Source organism: Arthrobacter sp. GQ119 (genome assembly GCF_059759125.1).
This window is the reverse complement of the sequence record NZ_JCAXEA010000001.1, coordinates 43,062-61,663: the sequence shown is the minus strand read 5'-3', so window position 1 is coordinate 61,663 and position 18,602 is coordinate 43,062. Positions and strand designations below refer to the sequence as shown.

Annotated in this window: 20 protein-coding genes; 16 read left to right on the top strand and 4 right to left on the bottom strand. The window is 66.6% G+C overall.

The genetic code is table 11. The features are described 5' to 3' along the window. The first annotated feature begins 28 nt into the window (after positions 1 to 28). The 10 genes from truB to AC6CH3_RS00275 all read left to right on the top strand — a co-directional run bounded on the left by truB (position 29) and on the right by AC6CH3_RS00275 (position 10,035). On the top strand, positions 29 to 964 hold the full coding sequence (truB, locus tag AC6CH3_RS00320) for a tRNA pseudouridine(55) synthase TruB (RefSeq protein ID WP_498130552.1): 936 nt from the start codon (positions 29 to 31) through the stop codon (positions 962 to 964). 2 nt (positions 965 to 966) lie between these two features. Beyond that, entirely contained in the window at positions 967 to 1,320 is a 354-nt protein-coding gene (locus AC6CH3_RS00315; RefSeq protein ID WP_494034128.1) for a hypothetical protein, read from the top strand. A 16-nt stretch (positions 1,321 to 1,336) separates the two neighbouring features. Then, complete coding sequence (locus AC6CH3_RS00310) at positions 1,337 to 1,783, top strand: hypothetical protein (RefSeq protein WP_498130551.1); 447 nt, start codon at positions 1,337 to 1,339, stop codon at positions 1,781 to 1,783. A 130-nt stretch (positions 1,784 to 1,913) separates the two neighbouring features. Then, positions 1,914 to 2,897: a bifunctional riboflavin kinase/FAD synthetase gene (locus tag AC6CH3_RS00305; RefSeq protein WP_498130550.1), complete on the top strand. Its 984-nt coding sequence runs from the start codon at positions 1,914 to 1,916 to the stop codon at positions 2,895 to 2,897. A 40-nt stretch (positions 2,898 to 2,937) separates the two neighbouring features. Then, positions 2,938 to 3,792: a tryptophan 2,3-dioxygenase gene (gene kynA, locus AC6CH3_RS00300; protein WP_498130549.1), complete on the top strand. Its 855-nt coding sequence runs from the start codon at positions 2,938 to 2,940 to the stop codon at positions 3,790 to 3,792. Then, positions 3,789 to 5,066 carry a kynureninase gene (gene kynU / locus AC6CH3_RS00295; protein ID WP_498130548.1) on the top strand — a complete coding sequence of 426 codons (1,278 nt, stop codon included), beginning with the start codon at positions 3,789 to 3,791 and terminating at the stop codon, positions 5,064 to 5,066. The genes kynA and kynU overlap by 4 nt, the downstream gene beginning before the upstream one ends. A 137-nt stretch (positions 5,067 to 5,203) precedes the next feature. After that, positions 5,204 to 5,473: a 30S ribosomal protein S15 gene (gene rpsO, locus AC6CH3_RS00290; protein ID WP_498130547.1), complete on the top strand. Its 270-nt coding sequence runs from the start codon at positions 5,204 to 5,206 to the stop codon at positions 5,471 to 5,473. Between the two features lie 244 nt (positions 5,474 to 5,717). Further along, positions 5,718 to 7,970: a polyribonucleotide nucleotidyltransferase gene (locus tag AC6CH3_RS00285; protein ID WP_498130816.1), complete on the top strand. Its 2,253-nt coding sequence runs from the start codon at positions 5,718 to 5,720 to the stop codon at positions 7,968 to 7,970. Positions 7,971 to 8,090: 120 nt separating this feature from the next. Continuing rightward, positions 8,091 to 9,434 (top strand): M16 family metallopeptidase, encoded by a 1,344-nt coding sequence (locus tag AC6CH3_RS00280; protein WP_498130546.1) that lies wholly within the window; start codon positions 8,091 to 8,093, stop codon positions 9,432 to 9,434. 139 nt (positions 9,435 to 9,573) lie between these two features. After that, positions 9,574 to 10,035 (top strand): DUF1579 family protein, encoded by a 462-nt coding sequence (locus tag AC6CH3_RS00275; protein ID WP_498130545.1) that lies wholly within the window; start codon positions 9,574 to 9,576, stop codon positions 10,033 to 10,035. A 63-nt stretch (positions 10,036 to 10,098) separates the two neighbouring features. Here AC6CH3_RS00275 and AC6CH3_RS00270 read toward each other — a convergent pair whose 3' ends face one another. From AC6CH3_RS00270 to AC6CH3_RS00260, 3 genes are all read right to left on the bottom strand, one after another. After that, positions 10,099 to 10,380: a hypothetical protein gene (locus AC6CH3_RS00270; protein WP_498130544.1), complete on the bottom strand. Its 282-nt coding sequence runs from the start codon at positions 10,378 to 10,380 to the stop codon at positions 10,099 to 10,101. A gap of 138 nt (positions 10,381 to 10,518) precedes the next feature. Next, entirely contained in the window at positions 10,519 to 10,785 is a 267-nt protein-coding gene (locus AC6CH3_RS00265; protein ID WP_494034136.1) for a MoaD/ThiS family protein, read from the bottom strand. Between the two features lie 4 nt (positions 10,786 to 10,789). After that, positions 10,790 to 11,998: a GTP 3',8-cyclase MoaA gene (locus AC6CH3_RS00260; RefSeq protein WP_498130543.1), complete on the bottom strand. Its 1,209-nt coding sequence runs from the start codon at positions 11,996 to 11,998 to the stop codon at positions 10,790 to 10,792. A 126-nt stretch (positions 11,999 to 12,124) separates the two neighbouring features. Between AC6CH3_RS00260 and AC6CH3_RS00255 the strand changes: the two genes are divergently transcribed. From AC6CH3_RS00255 to AC6CH3_RS00230, 6 genes are all read left to right on the top strand, one after another. Then, positions 12,125 to 13,696 carry a molybdopterin-dependent oxidoreductase gene (locus tag AC6CH3_RS00255; RefSeq protein WP_498130815.1) on the top strand — a complete coding sequence of 524 codons (1,572 nt, stop codon included), beginning with the start codon at positions 12,125 to 12,127 and terminating at the stop codon, positions 13,694 to 13,696. A gap of 23 nt (positions 13,697 to 13,719) precedes the next feature. Next, positions 13,720 to 15,033 carry a molybdopterin molybdotransferase MoeA gene (locus tag AC6CH3_RS00250; protein ID WP_498130542.1) on the top strand — a complete coding sequence of 438 codons (1,314 nt, stop codon included), beginning with the start codon at positions 13,720 to 13,722 and terminating at the stop codon, positions 15,031 to 15,033. Then, positions 15,021 to 15,515, top strand: a complete 495-nt coding sequence (gene moaC, locus AC6CH3_RS00245; protein ID WP_400577809.1) for a cyclic pyranopterin monophosphate synthase MoaC — start codon at positions 15,021 to 15,023, stop codon at positions 15,513 to 15,515. The genes AC6CH3_RS00250 and moaC overlap by 13 nt, the downstream gene beginning before the upstream one ends. After that, the gene (locus AC6CH3_RS00240) at positions 15,512 to 16,036 is read left to right on the top strand and encodes a MogA/MoaB family molybdenum cofactor biosynthesis protein (RefSeq protein ID WP_498130541.1); all 525 of its coding nucleotides are present in this window, start codon (positions 15,512 to 15,514) and stop codon (positions 16,034 to 16,036) included. The genes moaC and AC6CH3_RS00240 overlap by 4 nt, the downstream gene beginning before the upstream one ends. Then, complete coding sequence (locus AC6CH3_RS00235) at positions 16,026 to 16,511, top strand: molybdenum cofactor biosynthesis protein MoaE (RefSeq protein WP_498130540.1); 486 nt, start codon at positions 16,026 to 16,028, stop codon at positions 16,509 to 16,511. The genes AC6CH3_RS00240 and AC6CH3_RS00235 overlap by 11 nt, the downstream gene beginning before the upstream one ends. A 145-nt stretch (positions 16,512 to 16,656) precedes the next feature. Then, on the top strand, positions 16,657 to 17,415 hold the full coding sequence (locus AC6CH3_RS00230; protein WP_498130539.1) for a MerR family transcriptional regulator: 759 nt from the start codon (positions 16,657 to 16,659) through the stop codon (positions 17,413 to 17,415). 754 nt (positions 17,416 to 18,169) lie between these two features. On the opposite strand, the gene AC6CH3_RS00225 is transcribed toward AC6CH3_RS00230, so the two are convergent. Beyond that, positions 18,170 to 18,487 (bottom strand): hypothetical protein, encoded by a 318-nt coding sequence (locus AC6CH3_RS00225; RefSeq protein WP_498130538.1) that lies wholly within the window; start codon positions 18,485 to 18,487, stop codon positions 18,170 to 18,172. Positions 18,488 to 18,602: the final 115 nt, after the last annotated feature.

The window sequence follows — 18,602 nt, the reverse complement described above, 5'->3', positions numbered from 1 at the left end:
GTCGGCGCGCGCCGATATACTGGGAGGCGTGCTTTCTGGACTGGTAATAGTGGACAAGCCGCAGGGATGGACCAGCCACGATGTGGTTGGACGGATGCGGCGGATCGCCGGTACCCGGAAAGTGGGCCATGCGGGAACGCTGGATCCCATGGCCACCGGCGTGCTCGTGGTTGGAATCAACAAGGCCACGCGCCTGCTCACGTACATCGTGGGAACATCGAAGACGTACACGGCGACCATCCGGCTCGGCGAATCCACCGTCACTGACGATGCCGAGGGTGAGGTGGTGGCCACGGCCAGCGCGGCCGCGGTCACGGAGTCGGACATCCGCGCCGGAATTGCATCCCTGACGGGCGACATCCAGCAGGTGCCCAGCAGCGTCAGCGCAATCAAAGTCAACGGAGAGCGGGCCTATGCCCGTGTCCGGTCCGGCGAGGACGTTCAGCTCGCGGCCAGGGCGGTGACCATCCACCGCTTCGAGGTACACGGCATCCGGCCTGACAGGGGCGGTTCCGTGGTGGACGTTGACGTCACCGTGGAGTGCTCCTCCGGAACCTATATCCGTGCACTGGCCCGGGACCTGGGTAGCTCGCTTGGTGTCGGAGGCCATCTGACGGCGCTGCGCAGGACGCACGTGGGACCCTACTCCCTGGACCAGGCCCGGACCCTCGAACAGCTTGCCGACGACCTCGAGGTTCTGGATATCTCCCAGGCAGCCCGTGCGCTGATGCCCAACCGGGAGCTCACCGCGGATGAAACCACGGAGATATCCTTTGGCCGCCGCATCGCTGCGGGGGCACCGGCCGGCTCTGCCCAGGCGGCCACCGCTGAACGCCCGGCCGCGGCGTTTGCTCCCGACGGGTCCCTCGTGGCACTGCTGGCTGATACCGGCAGCTTCGCCAAGCCGGTTCTCGTCTTTGCGCCGGGAACCGGCGGCACCGCCCCCAGCGAGCGGGCTGGCTGACCGTGGACGCCTATTTCTACATCATCCTTGTTGTCGGGCTCCTGTCCACCGTCATCTGTGCGGTCGCGGGAATCCTGAAGAAGGCCCCCAACGATGTCACCATCCTGTCGGTGGCCGCTGTGGAGCTGGCCCTGCTTGTCTATCTCGTGGGCTCGATCGTCAGGGTCATCGCCGGGGAGCCGATCGCGGGAGAGGCCTGGGAGTTTTGGGGCTATCTCGTGACTGCCCTGCTGCTGCCCGTCGCGGCGGTGTACTGGTCCATCCTGGAACGGACCCGCTGGAGCAATTTTGTCCTCGCCGCCGTGGGAGTGACTGCCTTGGTCATGGCCGCGCGAATGAACCAGATCTGGTACTGAATTGGAAGAAAACAACGTGACCGCAACGCCCGCGCACACCGCACATAACAGTCGCAAGACCACCGACACCCGCAACACGGGCCCGGGGCGCCTCCTCATCGCCGTATACGCGGTGTTCGCCATTTCAGCCACCGCGCGCGCCGGCTACCAGATCCTCACCAAGTTCTCCGAGGCGCCGCTGGCCTACCTGCTGTCCGCCTTCGCCGCTCTGGTCTACGTTGTGGCCACGGTTTCGCTCGCCAAGCCGGGGCGGATCTGGTTCCGGATATCGGTCGCCGCCGTGCTCGTGGAACTCGTCGGCGTGGTGGTCGTGGGCGCGCTGAGCGTCTTCGACGCTGTCCAGTTCCCGCATGAGACGGTGTGGTCCCTGTTCGGCCGGGGCTACGCCTTCATTCCCCTGGTCCTCCCCGTGCTGGGCCTGGTCTGGCTGTACCGCAGGCGGCCCGCCGCGGCCGCTCGCTAGGTCCGCCGCGGGACTGATCCCGGCGCAGGCGGCCGTCCGTGCGCTCCGGCGATTGCGGGTAACCTTAGAGAGTTCCGGCGCCCCGGCGGCAGCCGGACAGATTCGTGTCAGGCAGTAAAAGGCGAGGTTGATGGTTCACATCTGGAACGATCCGACCGAAGTCCCCGGCGACTTTGGTCCTTCCGTTGTCACTATCGGCAACTTCGACGGCGTCCACCGCGGCCACCAGCAGGTGCTGTCCCAGCTGATCCGGACAGCCAGGCTGAATAGGGCACGGTCCGTCGCCGTCACGTTTGACCCCCACCCCTCCCAGGTCCACCGGCCGGAGTCCGCACCCGAGCTCATCATGGGACTGCAGGACAAGCTCCAGGCGCTCGGCGAACTCGGTTTGGACGCGGTGCTCGTCATGAAGTACTCGCTCGAACTCGCCAGCCTCACCCCGGAGGAGTTCGTAGGCACGGTCCTCGTCGACGCCCTCCATGCGAGCCACGTGGTCATTGGCCACGATACGCGTTTTGGCCGCGGCAATTCCGGAGACCTGAACACCATGCGGAAACTGGGGGAGGAGTTCGGCTTTGAGGTTCTCGTTATCAGTGAATTCGGCTCGGAGGGCTTTCCCCTCCACGACGACGGCGGCATGGACCGCCGCTGTTCGTCCACCTGGGTGCGTGAGGCACTGATGGAAGGCGACGTCGCCACGGCGGCTGCCGTGCTGGGACGCCCGCACCAGATGCGCGGGGAAGTGGTCCACGGGGCCGCCCGGGGGCGCGCCCTCGGTTTTCCCACCGCCAACCTCTCCTCTGACGCCAGCGGACTCATCCCCGCCGACGGCATCTATGCAGGCTGGCTGGTGGACCAGGACGGCACCCGGTGGCCGGCCGCCATCTCGGTTGGCTCCAACCCGACCTTCGACGGCGTCAGCCGCCAGGTGGAGGCCCACGTCATCGACCGTCCCCAGGAATCCATTGACGACTTCAATCTGTACGGCCAGACAGTAGTTGTGGAGTTTGTCGCGAGGCTCCGTGGCATGGTGGCGTACCGTGGGCCTGAAGCCCTCGTGGAGCAGATGCGCCAGGACGTCGTGCAGGCCCACGACCTCCTTCGCAAGCGCTGATTCGGCGCCCCACACAGTACTTGGCAAGGAAGGCAACGCTGTGACCGTGGAGAAGAACACCAGGAAACTGGACAAGGGAATCGTCCGCGATTTCAGTTCCAGAATGAGCTATGGGGCGTACCTGCAGCTGCCCACGCTGCTGAGTGCGCAGCAGCCCGTCAGCACACCGGAACACCATGACGAAATGCTGTTCATCATCCAGCATCAGACTACCGAGCTCTGGCTCAAGCTGGTGCTGCATGAACTTCGCAGCGCGGCAGAACACCTCCGGGCGGACGATCTGGGCACTGCCCTGAAAGGGATCGCCCGCGTCAAGCACATCCAGAAAACCCTCACCGAGCAGTGGTCCGTGCTCGCCACCCTGACACCCACGGAGTATTCGCAGTTCCGCGGCTTCCTCGGGAACTCCTCGGGATTCCAGTCAAGCCAATATCGGGCCGTGGAATTCGTGCTGGGCAACAAGAACCGGAAGATGCTGCCGGTCTTTGAATCGGACCCGGAGGCCCACGCCCTGCTGCAGGAAGTCCTTGACGCTCCGAGCATCTACGACGAGTTCCTCGCGTACCTGCACCGTCAGGGCTTCGAGGTACCCGCCTCCGTCCTCAACCGCGACGTCACCAAGGCCCACGAGTTCGCGCCCGAGCTCGTCCCGCTGTTCAAGCACATCTACGAGAACGCGTCCGACAACTGGGGCGCCTACGAGGCATGCGAGGAACTCGTGGACCTCGAGGACAACTTCCAGCTGTGGCGGTTCCGGCACTTGCGGACCGTGCAGCGGACCATCGGCATGAAGGGCGGAACCGGTGGCTCCAGCGGCGTGGCCTTCCTCCAGAAAGCCCTCGAACTGACATTCTTCCCCGAACTGTTCGCCGTGCGGACGGAGATCGGCCAGTGACCACCCTTAGCGAGGCCCACGACGACGTACTCCTCGAGCGCGCCCACCTGCTCGACGACGCCGACCCCCTGTCCGCCTGCCGGGAGAAGTTCATCGGGACGGACACGGACCTGTCCTACCTTGACGGCAACTCCCTGGGCCGCCCGCTCAAACGGACAGCCGACGACATCAACGCCTTCATCCATGCCGGCTGGGGAGGCCGCCTGATCCGCGGCTGGGACGAGGAATGGCTGGAATTGCCCCAGGCCATAGGAGACCAGCTGGGCCGCGTCGTCCTGGGCGCCGCACCCGGCCAGACCATCCTTGCCGATTCCACCACCGTGGTGCTCTACAAGCTGATCCGCGCCGCCCTTGCCGCCGTCAAGGATCCTGCGAGGACAGAGATCGTCCTGGACACCGACAACTTCCCCACGGACCGCTACCTTGTCGAGGGCATCGCACGGGAAGAGGGGCTGACACTGCGCTGGATCGACGCCGACCCCGACTCCGGGGTAACCCTTGACCAGGTGAGGGAGGCAGCGGGGCCGTCCACCGCCGTCGTGCTCCTCAGCCATGTGGCGTACCGGTCCGGGTTCCTCGCGGACCTGCCGGGCATCACGGCGGCAGTGCACGACGCCGGAGCGCTGATGGTGTGGGATCTGTGCCACTCGGCGGGTTCGGTGGAGGTGGAGCTGGACGCAGCCGGCGTCGATTTTGCCGCGGGCTGCACCTACAAGTACCTCAACGGCGGGCCCGGATCGCCCGCGTTCGCGTACGTCAATGCCAGGCACCTTGCGGGCCTGGCCCAGCCCATCTGGGGCTGGATGGGACGCCGGGACGCATTCGAGATGGGCCCCGGCTATGAGCCTGCTCCGGGCATCCGCGGCTTCCTTAGCGGAACCCCGGCCATTTTCGGGATGATCGCGATGCGCGGCACCCTTGACCTGCTGGAGGAAGTGGGGATGGCGGCAGTCCGCGAAAAATCCCTGCACCTGACCGCGTACGCGCTGGAACTCCATGACGCCTGGCTGGCCCCGGCAGGCGTCCGGCTCGCCACACCCCGCGCCCCTGAGCTGCGGGGCAGCCACATCACCGTCGACCATCCGTCCTTCCGGGAAGTGACCGCCGCACTGTGGGACAAGGACGTCATCCCCGATTTCCGTGCCCCGGAAGGCATCAGGATCGGCCTGTCGCCGCTGAGCACCAGCTTCGCGGAGCTCCACCGCGGCATGGCAGCCGTCCGCGGACTGCTGCCGCGGCGTTTCGACAAGATTGCGACAAGGCCGGTAAACTAAACGGTGGATCCGGCTGCAGTCCGTGGTTGCTGGATCCTGTTTCGTGCGTACCGCCTGCTTTGACGGGCTGGTGCGCGCCTGCACACCCGGCAGTGAGTTACTGATTCGGGCCTCACGGCACATCTCAAGGAGTTATTGTGGCACTTGACGCCGCTGTAAAGCAGTCCATCATCAAGGAATTCGCAACCACCGAAGGCGACACCGGTTCACCCGAGGTCCAGGTTGCCGTCCTGACTCAGCGGATCAAGGATCTCACTGAGCACATGAAGGAGCACAAGCACGACTTCCACACCCAGCGCGGTCTGCTGGCCATGGTTGGTCGTCGCAAGCGCATGCTGACCTACCTCAAGAAGACTGACATCGCCCGCTACCGTGCGCTCATCGAGCGTCTCGGCCTGCGCCGCTAGTCTGACTTAGGGGGCGGCCCTTTCCTGCACGGAACGGGCCGCCTTCTTCAGTAGAAAACTAAACAGGAGGATCAACCGCATCACGCATTCGCGGTCCTCGGTAGTGATCCCCGGGAAGCTTCGCTGACTGAAGCCGGCCCGAGGGTCTCGATCGATGACCGGGTGCAGTGCAGGCCAGTAGACAGATGCTGGACTGGGTTGATGCGGCTGGACTTCCGTTACCAAAGAAACGGAGGTGACTCTCTTGGAGGGTCCCGAAATCCAGTTCTCAGAAGCAGTCATTGACAATGGCCGCTTTGGCAAGCGTGTAATCCGCTTTGAAACCGGCCGTCTTGCCAAGCAGGCAGCCGGCGCAGCGATGGTGTACATCGACGAAGACACCGCGCTGCTCTCCGCCACCACCGCCGGCAAGCACCCGCGCGAAGGCTTCGACTTCTTCCCGCTGACGGTTGATGTCGAAGAGCGCATGTACGCCGCCGGCCGTATCCCGGGCTCGTTCTTCCGCCGCGAAGGCCGCCCGTCCACGGAAGCCATCCTGGCCTGCCGCCTGATGGACCGTCCGCTGCGCCCGGCGTTCGTCAAGGGCCTGCGCAACGAGGTCCAGATCGTGGTCACCGTGCTGGCCATCAACCCGGACGAGCTCTACGACGTCGTGGCCATCAACGCCTCCTCGATGTCCACCCAGCTTTCCGGCCTGCCGTTCTCCGGCCCGATCGGCGGCGTCCGCGTTGCCCTCGTGGCGGACGAGCAGGGTTCGCAGTGGGTTGCCTTCCCGAAGCACTCCGAGCTCGAGAACTCCGTGTTCAACATGGTCGTTGCCGGCAGGACTGTGTCGGGAGCCGACGGAGACGACATCGCCATCATGATGGTTGAAGCCGAAGCCACGGACAACTCCTGGAACCTGATCAAGGAACAGGGCGCCACCGCCCCCACCGAAGAGGTCGTCTCCGAAGGCCTCGAGGCCGCCAAGCCGTTCATCAAGGCCCTTTGCGACGCCCAGGCTGACCTCGCCGCCCGCGCGGCCAAGCCCACCGTCGAGTTCCCGGTCTTCCTGGACTACGAAGACGACGTCTACGCAGCAGTTGAGTCTGCCGCCACCGACAAGCTGGCCGCTATCTTCCAGATCGCCGACAAGACGGAGCGCAACGACGCTTCGGACGCGCTCAAGGACGAGGTCACCTCCTCGCTCGCCGGCCAGTTCGAAGGCCGTGAGAAGGAGCTCTCCGCAGCATTCCGTTCAGTCACCAAGCAGGTTGTGCGCCAGCGCATCCTCAAGGACCAGATCCGCATTGACGGCCGTGGCCTGACGGACATCCGCCAGCTCACTGCCGAAGTTGAGGTTCTGCCCCGCGTGCACGGCTCCGCGATCTTCGAACGCGGCGAAACCCAGATCATGGGCGTCACCACCTTGAACATGCTCAAGATGGAACAGCAGATCGACTCCCTGTCGCCTGTGACGCGCAAGCGCTACATGCACAACTACAACTTCCCGCCGTACTCCACCGGTGAGACAGGCCGCGTCGGTTCCCCGAAGCGCCGCGAAATCGGCCACGGTGCCCTTGCCGAGCGTGCGCTCGTGCCGGTGCTGCCTTCCCGCGAGGAGTTCCCGTACGCCATCCGTCAGGTGTCTGAGGCTCTCAGCTCCAACGGTTCGACGTCGATGGGTTCAGTTTGTGCATCAACGCTGTCGATGCTCAACGCAGGCGTGCCGCTGAAGGCCGCTGTTGCAGGTATCGCCATGGGCCTGGTCTCCGACCAGGTTGACGGCCAGACCCGCTACGCAGCGCTGACCGACATCCTTGGCGCCGAAGATGCCTTCGGCGACATGGACTTCAAGGTCGCCGGCACCTCCGAGTTCGTCACGGCCATCCAGCTGGACACCAAGCTTGACGGCATCCCGGCGTCCGTGCTGGCAGCGGCGCTGAAGCAGGCCCGCGAAGCCCGCCTGCACATCCTCGAGGTCATCAACGCCGCGATCGACACGCCGGACGAGCTCTCCGAGTTCGCGCCGCGCGTCATCGCCGTCAAGATCCCCGTGGACAAGATCGGCGAGGTCATCGGCCCCAAGGGCAAGATGATCAACCAGATCCAGGAGGACACGGGCGCCGACATCTCGATCGAGGACGACGGCACGGTCTACATTGGCGCCACCGACGGACCGTCTGCCGATGCAGCCCGCTCCGCGATCAACGCCATCGCCAACCCGCAGGTTCCGGAAATCGGCGAGCGCTACCTGGGCACGGTCGTCAAGACCACCACCTTCGGTGCATTCATTTCCCTCACCCCGGGCAAGGACGGCCTGCTGCACATCTCCGAGCTGCGCAAGCTCGCCAGCGGCAAGCGCGTGGACAACGTCGAGGACGTCGTCTCCGTCGGCCAGAAGATCCAGGTGGAGATCACCAAGATCGATGACCGCGGCAAGCTGTCCCTGTCGCCGGTCGTGGCTGAAGAGGAAAGCGCCGACAAGGCTGAGGTCGCCGAGGCGACAGCAGAGTAGTCCGCACCGCGTTTTTCAGCGCGGGCATCAGCGGCAGGGCCGGTGGATCATCCACCGGCCCTGCCGCCGTTTAAAGGTAGGATTGCAGGCAGATTTGGCTCCGCTTCCTGAAAGGCCTTGATGACTGTCGTTCCCCTGCCGCTGGCGCAGAACCACCCAGGTGACACCCTGATCCATGGAGCTGACGGAGGCTCCGAAGTGCGCCGTTCGGTTCTGCCGGGCGGGGTGCGCGTGCTGACCGAGGCCATGCCGGGCCAGCGCTCCGCCACCATCGGATTCTGGGTCGGCGTCGGATCCAGGGATGAGGCTCCCGGGCAGCACGGTTCAACGCACTTCCTCGAGCACCTGCTGTTCAAGGGCACCCGGCGCCGCACAGCCCTCGAAATCGCATCGGCCTTTGACGAGGTGGGCGGGGAATCCAATGCGGCCACCGCCAAGGAGAGCACCTGCTATTTCGCCCGGGTGCTGGACACGGACCTGCCGATGGCCATCGACGTGATCGCCGACATGATTACCGGCGCCGTGCTGGACCCCGTCGAGATGGAACAGGAACGCGACGTCATCCTCGAGGAAATCGCCATGGACAGCGATGACCCCACCGACGTCGCCCATGAGCACTTCGTCGCGGCCGTCCTGGGCACGCACCCGCTGGGGCGCCCCATTGGCGGTACCCCCGACGCCATCCGGGCCGTGGCCCGCGACTCGGTGTGGGACCACTACCGGCGCTACTACCGCCCCGATGAGCTGGTCATCACCGCCGCCGGCGGTCTGGAGCACGACGTCGTGTGCCGCCTGGTGGTGGATGCCCTCCACGCAGCCGGCTGGCCCCTGGAGCCCGATGCGGCCCCGGTGGAACGACGCTCCACGGAGCGCGCAGAGATCACCGGAACCGCAGGGCTGCACGTGGTCCAGCGCCCCGTGGAACAGGCCAACATCATCATGGGCTGCCCCACGATCGTGGCCACCGACCAGCGCCGGTATGTCATGAGCGTGCTGAACGCGGTGCTCGGCGGAGGCATGTCCTCGCGCCTGTTCCAGGAGATCCGCGAAAAGCGCGGGCTCGTCTACTCCACCTATTCCTTCGCCTCCTCGTACGCGGACGCCGGCTACTTCGGCATGTACGCCGGCTGCACACCGACGAAGGTCCGGCAGGTCCTGGAGCTGCTGGGGGCGGAACTGGACAAGCTCGCCGAGGGCGGCATCTCCGAGGAGGAGCTCCGCAAGGCGGTGGGGCAGCTCTGCGGCGGCATCGTCCTGGCCCTCGAGGACACCGGCTCGCGCATGTCCCGGCTGGGCCGCGCCGAGCTCGTGTCCGGGGAGTACCAGGACATCGACGAGACCCTGCGGCTGATCAAGGCTGTGACCGCGGAGCAGGTCCAGGAGCTGGCGGGCGAGCTCGCGGCGGCACCCCGGACGGTCACGGTTGTCGGACCCTTCGAGGAGACTGAAACCTTCGGGTTCTGACCTTTGCCCTGGACATGCCTTCTGGACATGCGCTCTGGACATGCCCTGAGGGCGGGACCATGATGGAGCCAGATCCCGCGCCGCAGGAATCCCACACGCCGCAGGAATCCCACACAGAGGAACCGCACTCGGAGGAATAATGGACCGGCCGCATCCGGGGACAGCCCACGAGGCACTGGAGCTGTTCGTCGGGCGCTGGTCGGGGACAACTGAGCTGGCCGCCTCGCCCTGGGGCCCGGCCCGGACGGCCGCCGCAGAGGTGACGTTCACGAGGGCGGCCGGCGGCTTTGCGGTCGTCCAGACATACAGGCACGTCGAGGCCGACGGCACGCACTTTGAAGGCCACGGGGTGTTCACCGTGGATCCCGATCACGATGAAACACTCTGGTACTACGTCGACAGCATGGGGAAGCCCCCGGCGGCACCGGCCCGCGGCGCCTGGCATGATGCCACGCTCACGGTGGAACGGCACAGCGACCGCGGCACCGCCCGGCACACTTTCCGCGTTGATGAAGGAGTCCTCATCCACACCGCCGAGCTGCGGCTCAGTGACGCGCAGGACTACAGCCCCTTCATGACCTCGGTTTGCCGCCGCGCCTGAGTTCGTTCACCAGGACGCTCGTCCACCAGGACGCGGCGGATTGCCGAGCTGTGCCTGCGGTGCCTAGGCCACCAGCTCTATGATTCGTGTCTCGGGGGAGCCGGTGAGGGCCGGCGCCACGTCGGGGGAGCTCCACACGTTCTGGCGCAACTTATCCAGGAATCCTTCAGCCTCGTTACGGCTCCCGAAGTCGAGTTCCACCACAACGTACTGAGGGTCGTCCACCGGACGGCCGATTCGATGGGCGACAACCCCTGAACCCTTACGGTCTGCGGGGTCGCGGTCAAAAGCCGCCTTCCACATGTCGAAATCCTTGATGGCGTGCTCAATCTGCAGGGTGAACATTTCCGGTCTCCTCTAGGCTTACCGCTTTGCACTGCCGGGGGTCCTGCAATGGCCGCGGTAGTGCAATGGTAGGGCCTGGCCTGAAGCCCGGCCACACCCACCTGGATGACCTGTCCTGCCTCAGATGACTTGTGGAGGTCAGCCCCCGGCAAAGGGCGGCAGGACGTCCACCACGTCGCCCTCGCGGAGGACCACTGAGCGGTCCCGGACGGCGACTTCATTGAGCAGGAAGCTGCTCCGGGCCAGGATGGTGGCCAACCGCGGCGTTCCGGCCGGCGGTTCGGCGCGCTCGACGTCGAGGACGGCAGCCAGCAGTGCTTCCACCGTCGATCCGGCCGGAAGGTCGAAGCGCTCTTCTTCCAGGCCCGCCGCAGCGCGTGCGGCAGCGAAGTAACGTACGTTCAAGGGTTCAGCCTCCGATGGCGCTCATGCTGCGGTCCGGTTGGACGAAGTCCGGCGCGTCGAGTCCCACGTGGTCCATGCCGTGGGCCTTGGGCTTGAGCCACATGGCATCCTGCCAGCGTTCCGCCAGTTCCTGGTCGCTGGCGCCCGCCCGGAGGAGTCCGAGCAGGTCGAATTCCTCCCGGGAGAACAGGCAGCTCATGATCTTGCCTTCAGCGGTGATGCGGGTCCGGCGGCAGTCCGAGCAGAAGGGCTCGGTGACGGAAGCGATGATCCCCACCGTTCCCAGCACAGGGCCGTCGGGCTGCGGAGATCCGTCGGCAACTGAGCCGTCCGCAGCAGACGCTGCTGCAACAGACCCTGCTGCAACAGGCCCTACTGCAACAGACCCTGCGGGTCGGCGTCGTACTTCGAAGCGTTCGGCGGGCGCCCCGTCCCGGGCGCGCGGATCCGGGCTGAGCACGTAGTCCGCGGACAGCAGTTCACGGATCTCCGTGGCGGTAATCATGTTGCGCCGGGTCCAGCCGTGATCGGCGTCGAGCGGCATCTGCTCGATGAACCTCAGCTCGTAACCCCGGTCCAGCGCCCACGCCAGCAGCGCCGGCGATTCCGCGTCGTTGATGCCGCGCATGAGCACGGCGTTGAGCTTGACCGGCCCCAGGCCTGCCGCCCACGCTGCATCCACGCCGGCAAGGACGCGGTCAAGGAAGGGGCGCCGCGTCAGCTTGGTGAAGGTCTCCTCGTGCAGTGAGTCCAGCGAGACGTTGATGCGGGTGAGTCCGGCGGCGGCGAGCGCGGCAGCCTTCTTGTCCAGGCCCACTCCGTTGGTGGTCATGGAGATCGGCAGGACGGGATGTTCCTGCCGGAGCGCGGTGATGATGTCCACCAGGTCCGCGCGGACCAGCGGCTCGCCGCCGGTCAGGCGCAGCTCGCGCACACCCAGCAGATCCACGCCCACACGCACGATCCGCACGATTTCCGCAGCCGACATGACCGCCTGTTTGGACAGCCACTCCAGCCCCTCGGCGGGCATGCAATAGGTGCACCGCAGGTTGCACTTGTCAGTGAGGGAAAGGCGCATGTCCGTGGCGCGGCGGCCATAGCGGTCAACGAGTCCGGCGGGAGCATCGGCGGGCCGGGCAGCGGGAACCCCCGGCGCGCCAGGAAGCGGGGCGGCTCCTTCGCGCGGCTGCGGCATGCCAAGCTGAACACTCATGAATTCAGGCTACGCCACGTTGGGCCAAGCATCACGCCCGGGGCTCCCGCTGCCGGCCCGGGTGCCCGGACTTATGCTGGAAGGGTGAACGAGTCCCAGCCGGCAGCGCCCGGGGCTTCAGCCGGAATGCATAGCTTCCCCGACTCTGGACCTGAGGCGTCCGGAGCCGTACCTGCCACGTCCCGCCGGTGGGCGGCAGGCGCCGGCGTTGTGGCCGCGGGCACCGGGCTGGTGGCCAGCGAGCTCATCGCAGGCTTCCTCAGTCCTTCCCTTTCCACGATGACGGCGCTGGGCGGTGCGGTGATCGATGCTGTTCCGCCGGGAGTGAAGGACTGGGCGGTTGCACTGTTCGGCACCGCGGACAAGCTTGCCCTGCTGGCGGGCATGGCGCTGGTGATCGCAGCCCTGGCGGCCCTCTCCGGAGTGCTGGAGCTGCGCCGGCGCTATACAGGTGCCGCAGTCTTTGCCGTCTTCGGAATCGTCGGCGTTGCTGCTGTCCTGACCCGCGCGCAGGTGACCGTCATCGCCGTCGCGCTCCCGGTGCTGGCGGCAGGGATTGGCGGAATGCTGCTGCAAAGCCTGATTTTGCGGCTGGCCGCCTGGCAGGCAGCCGGGCAGCAGGGCCGGGACGGACGGCGCAGCTTCCTGCAGTTGCTGGGCGGATCAGCTGCGGCGGTTCTGGTAGGAGGCGCGGTTGCCACAGCCTGGCGCGGCGGGGCAGCGGGGGTCAACGAGGTCCGCAGGACGCTGCGCCTTCCGGAGCCCCGGTCGGCTGCAGCAGCCATTCCGGCCGGTGCCGAGATCGGCCTGGACGGCATGGATCCGCTCGTCACCCCAAATCCGGATTTCTACCGCATCGACACCGCACTCTCCGTTCCCGTCCTGGACCCGCGGGAATGGAAGCTGAAGGTCACCGGCCTGGTGGAGCGGGAGATAGAACTCGACTTCGATGCCCTGCAGGCCAAACCAATGCTGGAACGCCACGTGACCATCGCCTGCGTGTCCAATGAGGTCGGCGGCGACCTCATCGGCAATGCCCTCTGGCTCGGCTGGCCCATCCGTGAACTGCTGGCGATGGCCGGCCCCCTTCCCGGCGCGGACATGGTGCTGTCCCGAAGCTCGGACGGCTGGACCGCCGGCACGCCGCTGGAAGTCCTCACGGACAACCGGGACGCGCTGCTCGCGGTAGGCATGAACGGCGAGCCGCTGCCGCTTGAACACGGCTTTCCCGTGCGGCTGGTGGTCCCCGGGCTCTACGGCTACGTGTCCGCCACGAAGTGGCTCGTTGAACTCAAAGTCACCAGGTTCGCCGACGACGTCGCCTACTGGACACCGCGTGGCTGGTCGGCACGAGGACCGATCAAGATCTCCTCCCGCATCGATGTACCCCGCGACGGCCGGTCGGCCCGCCCGGGCCAGGTAATGTTCGGCGGAGTGGCCTGGGCGCAGCACACCGGCATCGGAAAAGTGGAGCTGCGCGTTGACCGCGGAGGCTGGCAGCAGGCGGAGCTGGCACCCGGCATCTCCGTGGACACGTGGTACCAGTGGCAACTGGGCATTGACCTGCAGCCGGGCCGGCACGAAGTCCAGGTGCGTGCGACAGATCTCAGCGGTACTGTCCAGACGGAGGAGCGCAGGCCGGTTGCCCCGGACGGCGCCACGGGCTTCCACACCATTAGAGTTGACGTGAACCCATAGCCGTCACTCCCGAAGGCAGGACCATGCACCGCCACACGCAGCCGCACGCCACTGCCGCCACATCGTCCCCAGTTGCCCATGATGCAGTGGCCCACGACACAGTTGCCCACGATGCAGGGAGCAGGGCGCACACGCACCGCAGCGTGGCCGAACACCGCGACGCCGTCCGGGCCCTGCTGGAGCCGCTACACAGCGCCGGCGGCACCGAACGGCTCGCCCTCGCCGAGGCCCTGGGACGGGGACTGGCCGAAGACATCACGGCGCCGCTGGATCTTCCACCCTTCGCCAACTCGCAGATGGATGGCTTTGCCATCCGCGCGGAGGACGTGCCCAACGGCGGTGCGGAGCTGCGCGTCGCCGCTCCCGTTCCGGCCGGGGCCCGCCCCGCACCGCTGCAGCCCGGGACAGCGGCCCCCATCATGACCGGCGCCATGGTCCCGCCGGGGGCCGACGCCGTCGTCCCCATTGAGCGGGCAGTTCCCGCAGCCTTTCCGGCTCCCGGCGCGGATTCGACTGTGCGGCTCCCACCAGCGGCTGCCGGGACGTTCATCCGGGAGGCGGGCAGCGATATCCGTGCGGGTGAAGCTGCCCTGGCGGCCGGCACCTGCCTCGGCCCCGGCCAGCTGGGACTGATCGCCGCACTGGGCATGCCGGACGTCCTGGTCCACCGCCGGCTGACGGTACTTCTCGTCACCACAGGCGATGAAGTGGTGGAACCGGGCGGGCAGCTTGAGCCCGGCAAGATCTTCGATGCCAACGGGACCCTGCTGGAAACCTCGCTGCGGCAGGCCGGACTGGCAGTCATCAGGGCCGGCATCTCAACGGACGATCCCGCCGCCCTCTGTGGCCTGCTGCGCCGCCACGTCCCGGACGTGGACTTCATCGTGACCACCGGGGGAGTCAGCAAGGGCGCGTACGAAGTGGTGCGGCAGGCCATGGACGGCCAGGACGTGCACTTCGGCCACGTGGCCATGCAGCCCGGCGGTCCCCAGGGGATCGGAACGTTCGACGGCGTGCCCCTCCTGGGGTTCCCGGGGAACCCGGTCAGTTGTCTCGTGTCGTTTGAGATGTTCCTGCGGCCGGTCCTCAGCGGACTGTTCGGCTCGCCCCCACCACGGACCGTGGTCCGCGGCCGGCTCCTCGAGCCGCTCACATCGCCGGCCGGCAAGCACCAGGTGCGGCGCGGAACGCTGTTGCCGGACGGCACGGTACGGCTGGAGGGTGGCGAAAGCTCGCATCTGGTCGGGGCCCTCGCCCGGTCCAACGCCCTGGTCCAGGTGCCTGAAGGAGTATCCGCGCTCGCACAGGGCGCCGAAGTGGAAGTATGGATGCTGTGACTGCAGAAAATGACAACGCCGCGCTGACGCACCTGCGGAGCGACGGCACCGCCCAGATGGTGGATGTATCAGCAAAAACGGAAACCACACGGGAGGCTACGGCCAGCGCAACGGTCCGGAGCACGCGGGAAGTCCTGGCCCTGCTGGGCACCGGAGGCCTGCCGAAGGGTGACGCCCTCGCCGTGGCACGGGTGGCCGGCATCATGGCGGCAAAGAAGACCCCGGAACTGATTCCGCTGTGCCATCCGCTGCCGATATCGAAGGTGACGGTGGACTTCGAGCTCGGCCCGGACACTGTGGACATCTTCGCCACCGTGAAGACCAGGGGAGTCACGGGCGTGGAAATGGAGGCGCTGACGGCGGCTTCCGTCGCGGCTTTGAGTGTCTACGACATGATCAAGGCCGTGGACAAGCACGCCGTGCTGACCGACATCAAGGTGCTGGCCAAGAGCGGCGGCAAGAGCGGGGACTGGACGCTGTGAGCACGGCCGGAAGGACTCAGGAACCGCACGTCCACGGCGAGGTGCAAGGCAGGAAGGCCGGAGTCGTCATTGCCTCGACACGCGCCGCTGCCGGCGTGTACCGGGACGAGACCGGGCCGGTCATCATCGACTGGCTCACGGAGCATGGATTTGAGGCGTTCCCCGCCATGGTGGTTCCCGACGGTGAGTCCGTGGGCGCCGCGATCAGGGCGCTGCTCACCCAGCGTCCCGCCGTCGTGATCACCAGCGGCGGCACGGGGCTCAGCCCCGACGACCGGACGCCGGAGATGACCCTGCCCCTGCTTGACCGGGAGATTCCTGGCATCATGGAGGGGATCCGGCAGGCCGGCATCGCCAAGACCCCGCTGGCGATGCTCAGCCGGGGGCACGCAGGGGCCGCCGGCACAACTTTCATCGTTAATCTGCCCGGATCACCCAAGGGCGTCATGGACGGGCTGTCCGTGCTGGATCCGGTGATCGGGCATCTCTGTGACCAGCTGGAGGGCGGACATGGGCACTGAACAGTCAACTACGGGACGCACGGCCACCGGTCAGACATTCGAGGTGGTGCATGCCGTGCTGAGCGCGGAGCCCATCTCCGTTGACGAGGCCATTGCCGCCGTGGAGTCGGATACGGCCGGAGCGGTGGTCAGTTTCAGCGGCGTTGTGCGGAACCACGACGGCGGCAAGGCGGTGGAACGGCTGAATTACAGCGCCCATCCCACCGCGCACCAGGTCCTCGCCGATGTCGTGGCGGAACTGGTGGCCGAACACTCGGGCGATGCCGGCACTCCGGTCCGGATCTGGGCCGCGCACCGCGTGGGTTCCCTGGAAATCGGGGATCCGGCCCTGGTCTGCGCCGTGGCAGCGGCACACCGCGGACAGGCGTTCGCCGTCTGCTCCGAACTGGTGGACCGCATCAAGGACCAGGTCCCCATCTGGAAGGAACAGTTCTTCACCGACGGCACCGTGGAATGGGTCGGAGCCGGAGCCTAACGCCCTTGACCTTGACGTAACGTCAACCTCTAGAGTCTCGGTATCGGGCCGGACCGGCCGGCCCGCGAGGGGACAAACGGCATGGGAACGGGCCGCAGGGGAGCTGTCGCAGGGGACAAGCCTCGTGGGAGCAGGGGAGGGACGGATGGACTGGTCGATCCTGGAGATAGCGAAGATCGCCGGCACAACCAGCCGTACGCTGCGCCACTACGACGACATCGGGCTGCTGAAGCCGACGAGGACCGGCCACAACGGGTACCGGTACTACGACGCCGCTGCCCTGGTGCAGCTGCAACGCATCCTGCTTCTGCGCCAGTTGGGACTCGGCCTCCCGGCCATATCCGACGTGCTCCGGCACGAGACCGATGCCGTCCGGGCGCTCAGCGGGCACCTTGCCTGGCTTCGGCAGGAGCAGGCGCGACTGGCCCGTCAGGCGGCCTCTGTCCGGCGAACCCTCGAATCACTGAGAGGAGATGGAGAACTCGTGGCTGAAAATATGTTCGATGGATTCGACCACACCCAGTACAAGGACGAGGTCGAGGAACGGTGGGGAAAGGAGGCCTACGCGGCCGGGGATTCCTGGTGGCGTGGGATGGGGGCGGAGGAGAAAAAGGCGTGGAAGCAGGGCGCCGAAAAACTCGGCCGTGACTGGATGCGCGCCGCGGAATCAGGTGCCTCAGCGGACAGCGACGAGGCCCAGGAACTCGCGCGCCGCCATGTTGAGTGGCTCACGGCCATTCCCGGCACGCCGGCATCCGCCCCGGGTGGGGACACGAAGGGCTACGTCACGGGCCTTGGCGAGATGTACGTTGCCGACCCGCGATTCGCCGTTAACTACGGCGGCGGGCATGGAGCCGGCTTCGTCCGCGACGCGCTGCGCATCTACGCAGAGAAGCACCTGTAGGGAACTCCAGCCCAAGTGCAGAAGCCGGGATGCAGAAGCCGGCGTGCAGAAGCCGGGATGCAGAAGCCGGCGTGCAGAAGCCGGCGTGCAGAAGCCGGACCCGGCGCTTTCACGCGGAGTGCGTCCGGGCCCGGCAGTCCTGCAGAAGACGGTTCGCGGCTACCTCCAACTTCAGGACCCTCCAACCTTCGCCGCAGGGACTTGGGAAAACCCCCGATACGCGGCGCTGCAACGTGGTCTTCCCACCGCCTTCTGCCTTGACGGGTCCCGCGTCTGGGGGGCAGGGGGCTCCGGACAGGGGGTCCCGGGTCCGGCTTTTTGTAGCAGGGCCGCGACACGATGACGTTCGCCGGTAACAGGAGGCCAGCCGTTGAAGCCGGCGGGCCGAGTGTTCCCTGCGGGCCCGGACGTTTGCCGGGCCGGTCTTAGGTCAGTGGGTGAAGGGGCTCACCGACCGGTTGCAGGAAGGAGTGGGCCGATGGAGCCGGGCGACCCTCACACGGAGTCCCTGTTCCAGGGGCTGCAGGCCGGAAGTCCGATGCCCGGGGCAAGCCCCCGGAGATCTGGAATTCCCGGGGAATCGGCGGGGGAGTACATGCCAGGGATTCCAAGGCGGGGGGACCCGTCCCTGCGCGGACAGGTCCTGGACGTCATCGCTGACATCATTTCCGGAACGGCGACATCCCCCGATGTTCGGCGGCGGCTGCTAAGGCAGTTGGTGGACAACCCTGGGAACCCGGAGCAGGCCCTGCTCTTACATATCCTGGACTTCGAAGGGCCCTGAATCTGTTGCGGCCGCCCGGATGTGCGGATCACGAAGGTGGTCCAGCAGCGCCCGTTCGGGGTGGCCCGGGTTTTCGGCCAGGTGCTGCAGCATGCGGGCACGGACCTCTGGGCGCGCGGGCTCCTCGTCGGAGAGGACATCGAGGATGATGTCCACGATCTGCCGGCGGAGTTCCGGATTGCCCAGCCGGACGTATGAAAGCTGCTCTGGCCCGGCTGTTTCCCATTCCTGTGAAACTGCTTCCTGTGACGCCGTGGGCTGGTGCAGCTCGCGAATCCCCATGCGCATTTGAGGCCTCCTTCGGCTTGTTAAAGTCTCGATCCATGCCCCCGTGGTGCTTCCATCATGGGCCCCGAACGTGAAGCATGAATGAGACTCGTCTGAGAGTCTTCTCATAAGCCGT